At 73.3% G+C, this 13529-nt stretch carries 13 protein-coding genes; 5 read left to right on the forward strand and 8 right to left on the reverse strand.

Annotation, left to right across the window (positions count from 1 at the left end):
• Positions 1 to 33: 33 nt before the first annotated feature.
• From QFZ74_RS28625 to QFZ74_RS28645, 5 genes are all read right to left on the reverse strand, one after another.
• Entirely contained in the window at positions 34 to 1191 is a 1158-nt protein-coding gene (locus QFZ74_RS28625; RefSeq protein WP_307623732.1) for an ABC transporter ATP-binding protein, read from the reverse strand.
• A gap of 22 nt (positions 1192 to 1213) precedes the next feature.
• The gene (locus QFZ74_RS28630; RefSeq protein WP_307623733.1) at positions 1214 to 1861 is read right to left on the reverse strand and encodes an LUD domain-containing protein; all 648 of its coding nucleotides are present in this window, start codon (positions 1859 to 1861) and stop codon (positions 1214 to 1216) included.
• Positions 1858 to 3387 (reverse strand): LutB/LldF family L-lactate oxidation iron-sulfur protein, encoded by a 1530-nt coding sequence (locus tag QFZ74_RS28635; RefSeq protein WP_307623734.1) that lies wholly within the window; start codon positions 3385 to 3387, stop codon positions 1858 to 1860. Before QFZ74_RS28635 ends, QFZ74_RS28630 begins: the two co-directional genes overlap by 4 nt.
• Complete coding sequence (locus QFZ74_RS28640; protein WP_307623735.1) at positions 3384 to 4139, reverse strand: (Fe-S)-binding protein; 756 nt, start codon at positions 4137 to 4139, stop codon at positions 3384 to 3386. Before QFZ74_RS28640 ends, QFZ74_RS28635 begins: the two co-directional genes overlap by 4 nt.
• Positions 4140 to 4218: 79 nt before the next feature.
• Positions 4219 to 4644, reverse strand: coding sequence for a hypothetical protein (locus QFZ74_RS28645; protein WP_307624310.1), 426 nt, complete (start codon positions 4642 to 4644; stop codon positions 4219 to 4221).
• A 136-nt stretch (positions 4645 to 4780) separates the two neighbouring features.
• On the opposite strand from QFZ74_RS28645, the gene QFZ74_RS28650 reads away from it, so the two are divergent.
• The 3 genes from QFZ74_RS28650 to QFZ74_RS28660 are packed head-to-tail and all read left to right on the forward strand — an operon-like array spanning position 4781 to position 7311.
• A complete protein-coding gene (locus QFZ74_RS28650) occupies positions 4781 to 5527 on the forward strand; it encodes a PIG-L deacetylase family protein (protein WP_307623736.1) in 747 nt (248 codons plus the stop codon).
• Between the two features lie 6 nt (positions 5528 to 5533).
• Positions 5534 to 6427: an RNA polymerase sigma factor SigJ gene (gene sigJ, locus QFZ74_RS28655; protein ID WP_307623737.1), complete on the forward strand. Its 894-nt coding sequence runs from the start codon at positions 5534 to 5536 to the stop codon at positions 6425 to 6427.
• A gap of 53 nt (positions 6428 to 6480) precedes the next feature.
• A complete protein-coding gene (locus tag QFZ74_RS28660; RefSeq protein ID WP_307623738.1) occupies positions 6481 to 7311 on the forward strand; it encodes a pentapeptide repeat-containing protein in 831 nt (276 codons plus the stop codon).
• Here QFZ74_RS28660 and QFZ74_RS28665 read toward each other — a convergent pair.
• Positions 7273 to 8823: a cytochrome P450 gene (locus tag QFZ74_RS28665; protein ID WP_307623739.1), complete on the reverse strand. Its 1551-nt coding sequence runs from the start codon at positions 8821 to 8823 to the stop codon at positions 7273 to 7275. The two genes, QFZ74_RS28660 and QFZ74_RS28665, sit on opposite strands and share 39 nt — an antisense overlap.
• A 121-nt stretch (positions 8824 to 8944) precedes the next feature.
• On the opposite strand from QFZ74_RS28665, the gene QFZ74_RS28670 reads away from it, so the two are divergent.
• Both QFZ74_RS28670 and QFZ74_RS28675 read left to right on the forward strand, forming a co-directional pair.
• Positions 8945 to 9550, forward strand: coding sequence for a TetR/AcrR family transcriptional regulator (locus tag QFZ74_RS28670; protein ID WP_307623740.1), 606 nt, complete (start codon positions 8945 to 8947; stop codon positions 9548 to 9550).
• 118 nt (positions 9551 to 9668) lie between these two features.
• On the forward strand, positions 9669 to 10391 hold the full coding sequence (locus QFZ74_RS28675) for a DUF2470 domain-containing protein (protein WP_307624311.1): 723 nt from the start codon (positions 9669 to 9671) through the stop codon (positions 10389 to 10391).
• A gap of 8 nt (positions 10392 to 10399) precedes the next feature.
• On the opposite strand, the gene QFZ74_RS28680 is transcribed toward QFZ74_RS28675, so the two are convergent.
• Both QFZ74_RS28680 and QFZ74_RS28685 read right to left on the reverse strand, forming a co-directional pair.
• The gene (locus QFZ74_RS28680) at positions 10400 to 11659 is read right to left on the reverse strand and encodes an aromatic acid exporter family protein (RefSeq protein WP_307623741.1); all 1260 of its coding nucleotides are present in this window, start codon (positions 11657 to 11659) and stop codon (positions 10400 to 10402) included.
• Positions 11660 to 11767: 108 nt separating this feature from the next.
• Positions 11768 to 13489 carry a LuxR C-terminal-related transcriptional regulator gene (locus QFZ74_RS28685; protein ID WP_307623742.1) on the reverse strand — a complete coding sequence of 574 codons (1722 nt, stop codon included), beginning with the start codon at positions 13487 to 13489 and terminating at the stop codon, positions 11768 to 11770.
• Positions 13490 to 13529: the final 40 nt, after the last annotated feature.

Here is a 13529-nt window from a genome sequence, read left to right on the forward strand (position 1 = left end):
TGGTGAAGAGGTGATCTGGTGATGAAGTGACCGTCAGGCATCGGCCACCGACTCGAACGGCACCTGACCGCGCGGCACTCCGCGCGCGTCCGCGTCCACCGAGCGGCGCAGCGCCTCGTGCAGCTTCGCCGGGGTCAGCACACCGAGGAAACGCGCGCCGTCCAGCACCGCGACCCACCCGGCGTCGTACTGCAGCATCACCCCGAACGCCTGCTTGAGCGGCGCGCCCACCGGGACCCAGGCCGTCATCCGGTGGACGAGGTCCCCGAGCGCCCCGCCGGCGGCCGTGAGGTCGTCGATGCCGACCCAGCCGTGCAGGTCGCCGTGCGCGTCCAGGACGACGGCCCAGCGGGCACCCTCCGCGCGCAGCCGCTCCCGCGCGCGGGCGGCGGGCTCGGACACGTGGGCGAGCGACGGCTGCTCCAGGTCGTCCGGCTCGATCGTGGTGACCGACAGGCGCTTCAGTCCGCGGTCGGCGCCCACGAACCCGGCGACGTACGGCGTCGCGGGCGTGCCCAGCACCGCCCCGGGTGTGTCGAACTGCTCGATCCGGCCCTGCCCGTACACCGCGATCCGGTCGCCGAGCCGCACGGCCTCCTCGATGTCGTGGGTGACCAGCAGCACCGTCTTGCGCACCGCCGCCTGCATCCGCAGGAACTCGTCCTGCAACTGCTCGCGCACGACCGGGTCGACCGCGCCGAACGGCTCGTCCATCAGCAGCACCGGCGGGTCGGCCGCCAGCGCCCGCGCCACACCGACGCGCTGCCGCTGTCCGCCGGAGAGCTGCTCCGGGTAGCGCGGGCCGTACGTCGTCGGGTCCAGCCCCACCAGGTCCAGCAGTTCGGCCGCCCGGGCCCGGGCCTTCGCCCGCTTCCAGCCGACGAGGGCCGGGACGGTCGCCGTGTTGTCGAGCACCGTGCGGTGGGGGAAGAGGCCCACCTGCTGGATGACGTAGCCGATGCGGCGGCGCAGTCGGACGGGGTCGACCGCGGCGATGTCCTCGCCGTTCACGAGGATCCGGCCGGAGGTGGGCTCGATGAGCCGGTTGACCATCATCATGGTCGTCGTCTTGCCGCATCCGGAGGGGCCCACGAGCGTGACGAGCTCTCCCTCGGCCACCTCGAAGGACAGCCCGTCCACGGCCGTGGTCCCGTCCGGATACCGCTTGGTGACCTGCTCGAACCGGATCATTCCCTCAAGCTAGCCGCAGCGGTTACCCCGCGCTCACCAGGACGACCTCCAGGGTGCGCGGCCCGTGCACCCCCTCCACCCGGTCCAGCTCGATGTCGCTGGTCGCCGACGGGCCGGAGATCCAGGTCAACGGGCGGGCGGGATCGAGGCGTTCGAGGGCCTGCGGGACGGAGGAGACGACCTGGTCGGGTACGCGGACCACGCAGATGTGGTGGTCCGGGACCAGGGTGATGCGGCGGCGGCCCTGGTCGGGGGCGGCGTCCAGGACGAGGGTGCCGGTCTCGGCGACGGCGACCGCGCAGGCCGTCACCACGCTGCCGACCCGGTCGAGCTCCTCCGGTGTGCTCTCCGCGCGGTCGGCGATCCGCGGGACGTCCGTGGCCGCCAGCCGGCCCTCGTCCAGTCCGGGCGGCACGAGCACGGAGGCGGACCCTCGCTCGGCCAGCAACCGGGCGATCACGGCGGGCAGTTCGGGCGCCGTGCAGCGATGCACGATCGCCCGGTAGTCCGCCAGGTTCTCCGCCAGCAGCTCCACGGTCTGCTCGACACTCCGGTCCCCGTGCTCGCGCAGATACTCCCGGGGAACGGCCTGCTCGTACGGGGTATCGTCCCCGCGTACGTCCGCCAGCGCGCGGCGCACCCGCCCCAGGATCCGCTCCCTGCTGCTCACTTCGAGCCCTCCTTCGAGCCGCCGCGCGTCCGCGTCCGCTGCCACCAGTCGCGGAACGGTTCCTTCGGTAGGGCGGGCAGATCCCGCGTACCGCTCCAGGCCCGGCCGGGGCCGGGCAGCGTACGGGGCTGCAGCCGGCGGGTGCGGGAGGCGAGCCGCTGGCCGGTGCGCAGGGCTGCCGGGTGCGTGAACGCCCAGCGCGCCGCCCGCATCGCCGCGCGCTCGGCGGCATGCCCCTTCGCGGGCCGTAGCACCACCTTGTTGCCCTGCCGGATCACTTCGCCGCCCTCGACGACCCGCTCCCGCAGATGCACCAGCACCTCCGGGATGTCGATGGCCACCGGGCACACCTCGTAGCAGGCGCCGCACAGGCTGGAGGCGTACGGAAGTGAGGCGTCGATCTCGCTCTGCGTGCCCCGGAGTTGGGGGCTGAGGATGGCGCCGATCGGACCCGGGTACACCGAGCCGTAGGCGTGGCCGCCCGCGCGCTCGTACACCGGGCAGACGTTCAGGCACGCCGAGCAGCGGATGCAGCGTAGGGCCTGGCGGCCGACCTCGTCGGCGAGTGTGTCGGTGCGGCCGTTGTCGAGCAGGACGAGGTGGAAGGCGCGTGGACCGTCCTCGTCGGTGGTGCCCGTCCACATCGACGTGTACGGGTTCATGCGCTCGGCCGTCGAGGAGCGGGGGAGGGTCTGCAGGAACACCTCCAGGTCGCGCCAGGTCGGCACGATCTTCTCGATGCCGACGACCGAGATCAGCGTCTCGGGGAGGGTGAGGCACATCCGGCCGTTGCCCTCGGACTCGACGACCACCAGGGTGCCTGTCTCGGCGACCATGAAGTTGGCTCCGGAGACACCGACCTTGGCCCGCAGGAACTTCTCCCGCAGGTGCAGCCGGGCCGCCTCGGCGAGTTCGGCCGGGGTGTCGGTCAGGCCCTCGGGGGCCGGGCGGCCCCAACTTCCCATCTCGGAGCGGAAGATGTCACGGATCTCGCTGCGGTTTCGGTGGATCGCGGGCACGAGGATGTGCGAGGGCCGGTCCTTGCCCAACTGCACGATCAGCTCGGCGAGATCGGTCTCGTAGGCGTGGATGCCCTCGGCGAGGAGCGCCTCGTTGAGCCCGATCTCCTGCGTGGCCATCGACTTGACCTTGACGACCTCCGACTCGCCGGTCTCCTTGACCAGTTGGGCCACGATCCGGTTCGCCTCGTCGGCGTCGGCGGCCCAGTGGACGGTGCCGCCCGCCGCGGTGACCGACTCCTCCAACTGCTCCAGATAACGGTCGAGATGGCGCAGCGTGTGGTCCTTGATCCGCTTGCCCGCGTCCCGCAGCGCGGCCCAGTCGGAGACCTCGGCGACGGCCTTCGCGCGCTTGGCGCGGATGGTGTGCGTCGCGTGGCGCAGATTTCCGCGCAGGGTCTGGTCGTTGACGGCGTCGTGCGCGGCCCGGGGGAAGGCCGGCATGCCCACGAACGTCCCGGTCCCGGTCCCGTTCCCGCTCTCGTTCCCGCTCTCGCTCCCGCTCATACGGCCGGTTCCTCCTCCGCGCTCGCCAGGATCTCCGCGATGTGCACCGGGCGCATGTCCGTGCCCAGCCGGGTCATCGTGCCGCCGAGGTGCATCAGACAGGAGTTGTCGGCCGCGCACAGCACCTCGGCGCCGGTCGACTCGGCGTTGCGTACCTTGTCCGCACCCATCGCCGCCGACACGTCCGGGTTCTTCAGCGCGAACGTGCCGCCGAAGCCGCAGCACTCCTCCGCCCCCGGCAGCTCCACCAACTCCAGCCCCTTCACGGCCTGAAGCAGCCGCCGGGGCCGCTCGCCGAGCCCGAGCGAGCGCAGTCCGTGGCAGGTCGGGTGGTACGTCACCGTGTGCGGGTAGTACGCCCCGACGTCCGTCACCCCCAGCACGTCCACCAGGAACTCCGTGAGCTCGTACGTCCTCGGGACCACCGGCGCCAGCGCGGTGGCGAGGGACTCGCCGCGCCCCTCGGCCCGGGCCCGCTCGCCCATGCGCGGATACAGCTCCCGCACCATCGCCCCGCACGACCCGGACGGCGTGACGATCGCCTCGTACTCCCCGAAGACGTCGGCGAACCGCCGCGCCAGGGGCTCCGCCTCGTGCCGGTAGCCGGTGTTGTAGTGCGCCTGCCCGCAGCAGGTCTGGTCCACGGGGAAGTCGACGTCCACGCCCAGTCTGCTCAGCAGTCTCACCACGGCACGGCCCGTGTTCGGATAGAGCGTGTCGTTGACGCAGGTCAGGAACAGGGCGACACGCATCGCGGCTCCTTGTCGTCGATCATCGATCATCGGCTGAGCGCAGCGTAGGCGGTCGGGCGGGATGAGGGGAGGCCCCCGCTCAGGCGGCGTCGCCCGGCGGCGCGACCTCTCCCACGCCCGAGCCGCCCAACTCCCGTACATCAGCCCGCCGTTCGTACCGCAGCGCCAGCCCCGTCGCGACCGCCCCGAGCCCCTCCCACACTCCGACGCCGAGGAAGGCGTCCGGCGCCCGTCCGCCGATCACGGCCACCGTGAACACCGCGCACGTCAGCACCCGGAACGGTACCGTCCACCGGAAGAAGGCCCGCCAGTCGGCGAGGGCGGCCAGGACGTAGTACGCGCCCATGTTGAGGGCCGCCATGGACGACGCCGTGACGAAGGCGGGCGTGAGGTCACCGGTGCCGCGACGGCCCGGCGACGGCAGACCGAGCATCGCCAGCTGCGCGGGAGGCGAGAGCAGACCCACCGCCCCGAGACCGGCGGCGAGCACCCCGAAGACGGCCATGGTCCAACCCGAGACGGAGCGAGGCAGGCGCACGCCACGATCGTAGCGACGACCGCGGCACCGGACCGCCGGAACCGTGGCGACGGCGGAGCGGCGATGAAGCGCCGCGCCGGACATGGCGTCATAGTCTGCGCCCATGACCGTGCCGACCCCCGCCCCGCCGCTCCAGCCCATGCCCGGTGACTGGCGGCGGGCGCTGGCCGTGGTGGCTCATCCGGATGATCTCGAGTACGGCTGCTCGGCCGCGGTGGCCGGGTGGACCGATGCCGGACGGGAGGTGGCGTACGTCCTCGCTACGCGTGGGGAGGCGGGGATCGACGGGCTGGAGCCCGAGCGGTGCGGGCCGCTGCGTGAGCGGGAGCAGCGGGCGAGTGCGGCGGCCGTGGGGGTCGGGGTCGTGGAGTTCCTCGGGCACCGGGACGGGGTCGTCGAGTACGGCACCGGGCTGCGCCGCGACATCGCCGCCGCGATCCGCCGCCACCGGCCCGAACTCGTCGTCACCCTCAACCACCGGGACACGTGGGACGGTGGCGCCTGGAACACCCCCGACCATGTCGCCGTGGGCCGCGCCACCCTGGACGCCGCCGCCGACGCCGGGAACCGCTGGATCTTCCCCGAACTCGCCGCCCAGGGGCTTCAGCCGTGGAACGGGGTGCGCTGGGTCGCCGTGGCCGGCTCGTCCACCCCGACCCACGCGGTGGACGCGACGCCCGGCCTGGAGAGGGCGGTGCGCTCCCTCCTGGAACACCGCACGTACCTGCGGGCGTTGACGGACGAGGACCTTGAGACGTACGTACGGAACTTCCTCACCACGACCGCCGCGGCCGCCGGTGAACGCTTCGGCGTCAGGCTCGCGGTCGCCTTCGAACTCTTCGGCAGATAGGCCACCATGACCGACAGCGACACCCTCGCCGCCCGCTTCGAGGAGCATCGCGGACACATGCGCGCGGTGGCGTACCGGATGCTCGGCTCGCTCGCCGAGGCGGACGACGCCGTCCAGGAGGCCTGGCTGAGGCTCAGCCGCAGCGACGCGGACGCCATCGAGAACCTCGGCGGCTGGCTGACCACGGTGGTCGGGCGGGTCTGCCTGGACATGCTGCGGGCGCGCACGGCGCGGCGCGAGGACCCGATGGACGACACGTTCATCCCGGACCCGGTGATCCGCCCGCTGTCCCAGGTCGACCCCGAACAGGAGGTCCTCCAGGCCGACTCGGTCGGGCTCGCCCTGCTCGTCGTCCTGGAGACGCTGGAGCCTGCCGAACGGCTGGCGTTCGTGCTGCACGACATGTTCGCGGTGCCCTTCGACGACATCGCGCCGATCGTCGAGCGGACGTCCGCGGCCACCCGCCAACTGGCCAGCCGGGCCCGCCGCCGGGTCCAGGGCGCCACCCCGTCGGCCGAACCCGACCTCGGCCGCCAGCGCGAGGTCCTCGAAGCCTTCTTCGCCGCCTCCCGCGGCGGCGACTTCGAGGCGCTGGTCTCCCTGCTCCACCCGGACGTGGTGCAACGCGTCGACGCGGGCGCGCTCGCCAAGGGCGCCGCCGCCTCCAAGCTGGTGCGGGGCGCTCGGCCGGTCGCCGAACAGGCCTTCATGTACCGGCAGTACGCCCGTTTCGCCCGCCTGGTGCTGGTCAACGGCACCGTCGGCGCGATCACCGCCCCCGAGGGGCAGCCCCTGTCGGTCATGGCGGTCACCGTCGCCGACGGTCTGATCACCGGGATGTACATCCTGGCGGACCCGGAGCGGCTCGCCCGTCTCGCTCCGCCCTCGCTGGAGGACTGAGAGTGCTGAGAGGGCTGACGCCCCGGCGCCCGGGCGGCCTTTAGGGTGGTGGCATGCCTGAACACATAGCCGGGACGTCGGATCTGCGAGGTGACTGCTCGCGCTGCTTCGGGCTGTGCTGCGTCGCACTGCCCTTCGCGGCCTCGGCGGACTTCGCGTTCGACAAGTCGGCTGGGAAACCCTGCGTGAACCTCCGGGGCGACCACCGGTGCGGAATCCACGCCGAGTTGAGGCCCAAGGGGTTCACCGGGTGCACGGTGTACGACTGCTTCGGCGCCGGACAGAAGGTCTCGCAGATCACCTTCGGCGGGCGGGACTGGCGTACCGGCTCCAAGGCGGACGCCCGCCGGATGTTCGAGGTCTTCCCCGTCGTACGCCAACTGCACGAGTTGCTGCGGTACATGGCCGAGGCGCTGACGCTGCCCGCGGTGCGGCCCCTGCGGGGCGAGTTGCGGGCGCTGCGGGAGGAGACGGAGCGGCTGACCCGGCTGGCTCCCGAGGAGCTGGCCACGCTGGACGTGGCGGCGCACCGCGAGGACGTGAGCCAACTGCTGCTGCGGGCCAGCGAGTCGGCACGCGCCGGTGTACGCGGCAAGCGGAAGGACCGGCGGGGCGCCGACCTGCTCGGCGCCCGGCTCAAGGGGGCCGACCTGCGGGGGATCAGTCTGCGCGGCGCCTGTCTCATCGCCGCCGATCTGACCGGGGCCGACCTGCGGGGCGCGGATCTGATCGGCGCCGACCTGCGCGACGCCGATCTCACCGACGCCGACCTGACCGGCGCCTTCTTCCTGACCCAGCCGCAGGTCGACGCGGCGCGGGGGAGTGCCGGTACGCGGCTGCCGGGGTCAGTCACCCGTCCCGTGCACTGGGCAGCCGGGCGCTGACGCGGAGGCGGTGGTGTCGGGGGCCTCGTCCGACGTGGTCGGCGCCGGGCGGCGTTCCAGTCGCAGGCGCAGGCCCTCCGGCATGAAGGTGAGGCGCTCGGCGACGCGGAGCCGGTAGGCCGGGTCGGGGACGAGGTCGTAGCGGCGCAGGAGCAGGCCGAGGACCAGGGTCGCCTCGTGCAGGGCGAACTGGCGGCCGATGCAGGCGCGGGCGCCGGTGCCGAACGGCTTGAAGCTGTGCGGTGCACGGCCCCGGACCGCCTTCGCCTCGAAGCGGTCCGGATCGAACCGGTCGGCGTCCGGGCCCCACACCTCGGGGTCGCGGTGCAGCATCGGCGTGAGGATCAGCGCCCACGCGCCCCGGCGCATCGGGTGGTCCCCGGCCAGCACCGTGTCCCGTGTCGCCTCACGGGCGAAGGCGGGCGCCGTCGGCCACAGCCGCAGGGACTCGTCGAGGACGCGGCGGACGTAGCGGAGCTTGGCGATCTGGTCGTAGCCGGGGACCGGGGTGTCGCCCCAGACGCGGTCCACCTCGGCGCGGGCGCGGGCCGCCACCTCGGGGTGCCGGGCCAGGTAGTGCAGGGCGAAGGACAGGGCGCCCGAGGTGGTCTCGTGGCCGGCGACCAGGAAGGTGATCACCTGGCGGCGGACGTTCTGCGGCGACAGCCGCTCACCCGTCTGAGGGTGGGCCGTCTCCAGCATGCGGTCGAGCAGGTCGCCGTCCCCGCCGCCCGAGCGGCGGCGGGCCTCGACGACCTCGTCCACCGTGCGGTTGAGCAGGGCGATGTCGGCGGCGTTGCGCCGGGTGGCCGCGCGCAGCAGCAGCGGCGCCAGGGCCGAGGGCACGGTGTTGAGCCGCTGGGCGTAGCTCAGGGTGCCGACCATCGCGGTCACGAACGGATGCGGCCGGCCGCGCTCGAACGACCCGAAGTCGTACCCGAACCCGGTGCGGGCGATCGTCTCAAGGGTCAATTTGGTCATGTCCCCGGGCACGTCGACGGAGTGACCGGCGGTCAGCTTCCGGTCCCAGCGGTCGGTCAGCCGCTCCGCCACCGCCAGCATCATGCCGTGGTAGCCCTCCATGGCCTCGCGGTTGAAGCCGGGGGCCAGCACGTCGTGCGCCAGCTGCCAGTTAGGCTCGTGGTTGTACGCCGTGAACAGCCCGTCCCCGACGACCGGCCGCAGGTTGGCCACCCCGAGGCCCACGTGCTTGGCGAACCGGGACTCGTCCGCCATGTCGCCCGCGAGCCGCGCGCCCGACACGAACACGAACTCGTGGCCGAACAGCCTGCGCCGGAAGATCGGCCCGAGCCGGCGCGCGGTGCGCAGCGAGTCCTGAAGCGGTGTGCGCGGGCCGACGCCGAACAGGTCGCCGGCGAAGGGGATCCGGTACGGCGGATGTGGGATGCGATGCAGTTCGGGCCAGCCCTGCTCGGCCCCGCGGAACCCCTTCGGCAGCCCGTCCGGGGCCGTCGTGCTCGTGGCCGTGGTCCCGGTGGGGGTCTCCGCCATGACGCGATCTCCCTTGATCCGGCGGGCTGTTGAACGGGCAGCACGCACGCGTTGTACATGGGTTCAATAACGTGTTCCAGTCTGGTCCGCTTGTTGAATCCCCGTCAAGTAAGGTGCGGGCATGGCCGCGAACGAGGGGGAGCGCACCCGCCGCAGACTGAGCACCGCCGAGCGCCGGGAGCAGCTTCTGTCGGTCGGCGCCCGGCTGTTCTCGGAGAGCCCGTACGACGAGGTGTGGATCGAGCAGGTCGCCGAGATCGCCGGCGTCTCCCGCGGGCTGCTGTACCACTACTTCCCGGCCAAGCGGGACTTCTTCGCGGCCGTCGTCGAGCGCGAGAGCGAGCGGATGCTGCGCATGACGGCCGCCGTCCCCGGCGTTCCGGTGCGCGAGCAGCTCACCTCCGGGCTCGACACGTACCTGGAGTACGTCGAGACCCACGCCCACGGCTACCGCGCCTTCCATCGCGCCGACGCGGCGGGTGACCAGACAGTGCGCCGGGTCTACCGGCAGGCCCTGGCCGCGCAGGAGCGTCAGGTCCTGGCCGCCCTCGCCGCGGACCCCGAGTTCGGCCCGGTCGTCGAGGAGCGCCCCGACGTCCGGCTGGCCGTGCGCGGCTGGCTGGCCTTCACCACCGCGGTCTGCCTGGAGTGGCTGCGCGGCCCGGACCTGACCCGGGAACAGGTGCGGGACCTGTGCGCGCGGGCGCTCCTCGGCGCCATCGCGTAGTCGCACGCATCTCGCATCGGCGGACCACCCCCGTGGTTGGCGCGCGCCCCGGTCTCCGATAGGTTAGGCAAGGCTTACCTAAGGAGGTTTCGGGATGGGTGACAGGACGGGTGACAGGATGGGTGACCGTCAGCCCTGGACGGCCGTGCCCGGCGCGGCCCAGCGGGCCCGTACGGTGCTCGACGCCGCGTGGTCCTGCACGGTGAGCGCGGCCGGCACGCGCGAGGAGTTCGTCGGCGCGCACAGCGTGAGCGAGGACGGCCGGGTGCTTGTGCGCGTGCCCGAGGAGAGCGGCCTGCTCGCGGCGGCGGTCTGCGCGCCGCGCGGGGAGCCGTCCGCCGTGCTGGAGTTCGCCGACGTCGCGCCCGTACCCGTACGGAACCGGATCCGCGCCCGGGTCTGGCTCGCCGGCTGGTTCGTCCCCGAGGGTGACCGGCTCGCCTTCCGGGTGACCCGCGTGGTGCTGCGCGAGCCGTCCGGCACCGTGGTCGTCCCCGGCGACGACTTCGCCGCCGCCGAGCCCGATCCGCTGGCCGGCGCCGAGGCGCGGCTGCTGACCCACCTCGCCGACGCCCACCCCGACGCCGTCGACCGGCTCACCCGCCTCGTCGCGGCCGCCGACCTGCACGGCGCCGTGCGGGTCCAGCCACTCGCCGTGGACCGGCACGGGCTGACCCTGCGCATCGAGCGCACCCGCGTGGACGGCGACGTACGGCTGCCCTTCCACGCACCCGCCGCAGACGTGCCCCAGCTGACCGAGCGCATGCACGCCCTGCTGACGCGGGCGGGCTCCGCCTGCCCGCGCGTCCTCCACCGGCAGCGCGCGGACGGCGACCGCTGAGCGCACCGTCATGCGGGCGGCGGTGGCCGCTCGGACGCTTCGCCGTTGCGCCGGAGCCGTTCTGGTACGCCCAGATGCTCGCGGACCCAGCTGAGGCGCGGGATGCGGACGCGCTGGGCGCGGGCGACCCGGTCGAGTTCCTCCAGCAGGCGGCGGGAGCGGTGCTCGATGGCCAGTTCGTCGATGACGCGGTTGACCTCGGTCAGCACGGCCCCGAGCAGCTGCCAGTAGCGGGGGTCGTGCTGGGCCTCCTCGCGCAGCAGCACGGCCAGCTTGTCCCGGGTGGCCGCCGCCGTGTGCAGCTCGGCGGTCAGCCGCGTCTCCGCCGAGTCGGCGTCGCTGCTCAGGTCGGTGGTGACCAGCACCGCGAAGCTGACCACCGCGTCGCCGAGCTCCGACAGCAGCTGCTCCAGGCATCCGCCCGCCTCGGGAGGAAACAGGGGGTCGGGCTCGCGGGCCTTGGCCAGGTCGGTGAAGGTGCGGGCCAGCACCCGCAGGACCACCGTGCAGATCTCCAGCGTGTCCAGGCCCGTCCGCAGCACCACCCGGCGCAGCAGACCCTCGCGGACGCGCGGGTTGAGCCGCAGGCTGTCCTCCGCCTGCCGCAGCGCCGCGTCCACCTGGACGATGGCGTGGTCGAGCCGGCGCGCCTCGTGCAACCGCTCGGCCGCCACCTGCCACGGCGTGCGCCCCGCGGCCTGCTCGCCCAGGCGCAGCAGCAGCTGGCGCACCCGCCGCGCCAGCCCCTCGATCGACTGCCCGGCCTCGTCAACCCACACGGGGGCGGGCAGCAGCAGGTTGCAGGCCATCCCGACGATCGCGCCGATCAGCGTCTCCACGATCCGGGCCCAGGCCGTGCTGCCGATGGTGGTGACCCCGAGCACCAGCATCGCGCTGATCGCCACCTCGGCCGTGTACTCCTCGACGCGCACCAGACGCCCCACGGCCAGCGCCGCCACGATCAGCAGGGCCAGACTCCACCAGGTCAGACCCACCAGCTGGCTGAAGGCGATGGCGACGAGGACGCCGGCGACCACCGCGTTCACCCGGCGGAAGCTGTTGGTGAGGGTGGCGTAGAGGGTGACCTGGACGACGAGCAGGGCCGTCAGGGGTGCGGTGAGCGGCGCGGGCTCCGGACTCAGGCGCAGGGCGATGACGTACGCGATCGTCGCCGCGACGGCCGACCGCAGCGTCTGGTCGACCACGGGCCCATGAGGGACCTTGGGGAACCGCTTCAGCAGCTCGGCCCACTTCCGTACATCTGGCACCCTTCGGCTGTTCCCTTCGCGCGGACGCGTCGAACGTACCCGTTCCTGCCCCTCGCGGACCTTGACCGTCCGCGAAAGGGGCCGCTCTGTCCCGACCTTAGCCGCATGTCATCGGCCGTACCGTTCGCCGGCCGTCCGTTCGTCGGACAGGAGCCGTGCCAGCCTGCGTTTGGGAATGCCGCCGAACTTCCCCCGTACGCTCAACAGGTGATTGCGGGCCGTGCCCAGGGAGATGCCCAGGGTGTCCGCTATCTCCTGCGCGGTGAGGCCCCGGGCGGCCAGTACCGCCACCTCGTGCTCGCGCGGAGTCAGCCCGGCGTGGAGCTGGTGCCGCTGGCTCTCGGGCACCCGCACCCGGTCGGGCCCGCGGTGCAGCCGCCGGTCCCGGACCACCGCGGCGAGTGACCGCTCCGCGCCGGCGGACTCCAGGAGCTCGATCGCCCGGACGCGCAGCGCGTTCCCCTCGGCCACCGTGGGCGCCTGGCGGGCCGCGGCGTGGAACGCGCGGCCGGCGGTGATCGGCTCGGGCAGCGCGGCCAGCCGCTCGGCCGCCTGTCGCAGCGGCTCGTGACCTCCGCGCCGGGTGGTCAGTCCGGTCACGAACAGCCGGATCGCCCGGCCGCGCGGGCCGGCGGGCCACAGCTTGGCCATCGCCGCGGCCTCGGGTGCGGCGAGGTGTGGATCGATCTCGGCGAGGGCCAGCAGGACGTCCTCCCAGCCGAACCGCAGCCGCTTGCGGCGCACCTCGGCGAGCGCGGGCAGCAGATCCCGGCACGGCGAGGGTTCGGCGCGCGCCGCGCGGATGCGGGCGCCGAGCGCCAGCCACCAGTGCCCCAGCTCATGGCAGCCCGCGGCCGCCACCAGCGCGAGCGCGTCGTCCCCGGCCACCGCGGGCAGTCGTCCGGACCGCTCGAACGCGCACGCCACCGCAACCATCTCGGCAACGGCGGACGCCCACTGCCGCGGTCCGGCGCCGATCAGAGCGGCCTGTGCGGCCGCGCGGTCCAGTTCACCGGCGCGCACCAGAGCCCAGGCCTGGATCGCGTCGAAGGTGCGGATCCACGAGGACGCGTACGCCGTCGAGCGGCCCTCGCGCAGCGCCCGTTGCGCCTGCTCGTAGTCGCCGAACGCCGCCGCCGTGATGGCCCAGTTGATGTGATGCGTCGCAGCCATCTCCGCCGTCGAGGCGTCGAGCCCCAGGGGCAGCAGCGCGACCACCTCCCGCCACCTGCGCAGTGCGCCCTTCCTGCCCAAGTACGTCTCGCAGACCGCGAGATGACCGGCGCACAGGGCGATGACATAGGAGTCGCCGGTCCGCAGGGCCAGTTCCAGGCCCTCCCGGCCCAGACGGGCCCGGTGCTCGTTGGCCGGGTCCTCGGCGCTGTCGGTGGGAAAGGCCATCCTGCCGAGCGCGAGCGCGCGGCCCCGCGCGTCACCGGCCGCCGTGAACTCGCCGAGCGCCCGCACCTGGAACCGCTCCGCCTCCCCGCTCTCGGAGGCCCGCGCGCGGGCGAGCAGCAGCTTCGCCCGTACGGCGGGTTCGGTGGCCCTCTCGATCGCCCGGTCGCAGATGCGCCGGGCGAGTGCGCCGTCGCCGCCCCACCGCATCAGCAGGGCCGCCAGATCGGCGACGGCGACCAGGTCCTGCTCCCGCTCGCCGGATCCGTCCACCGGCAGGGCCGTCAGCCGCCGCAGTGCCCCGTCGGGGTCACCCCGCAGACCGATCGCCTCGGCGTGCCGCAGGCTCTCGCGGATCTCGGCCGACACGTGCGGAGCCGTCGAGGCCAGATAGGTCCCGGCCGTCTGCCGCCCGTCTGCATGACCAGTCACGTGACAAACATATGTGCAGTTACTGCAGTTAACACCCCCT

It is taken from the genome of Streptomyces sp. V3I7, assembly GCF_030817495.1.
Taxonomy (GTDB): Bacteria; Actinomycetota; Actinomycetes; order Streptomycetales; family Streptomycetaceae; genus Streptomyces.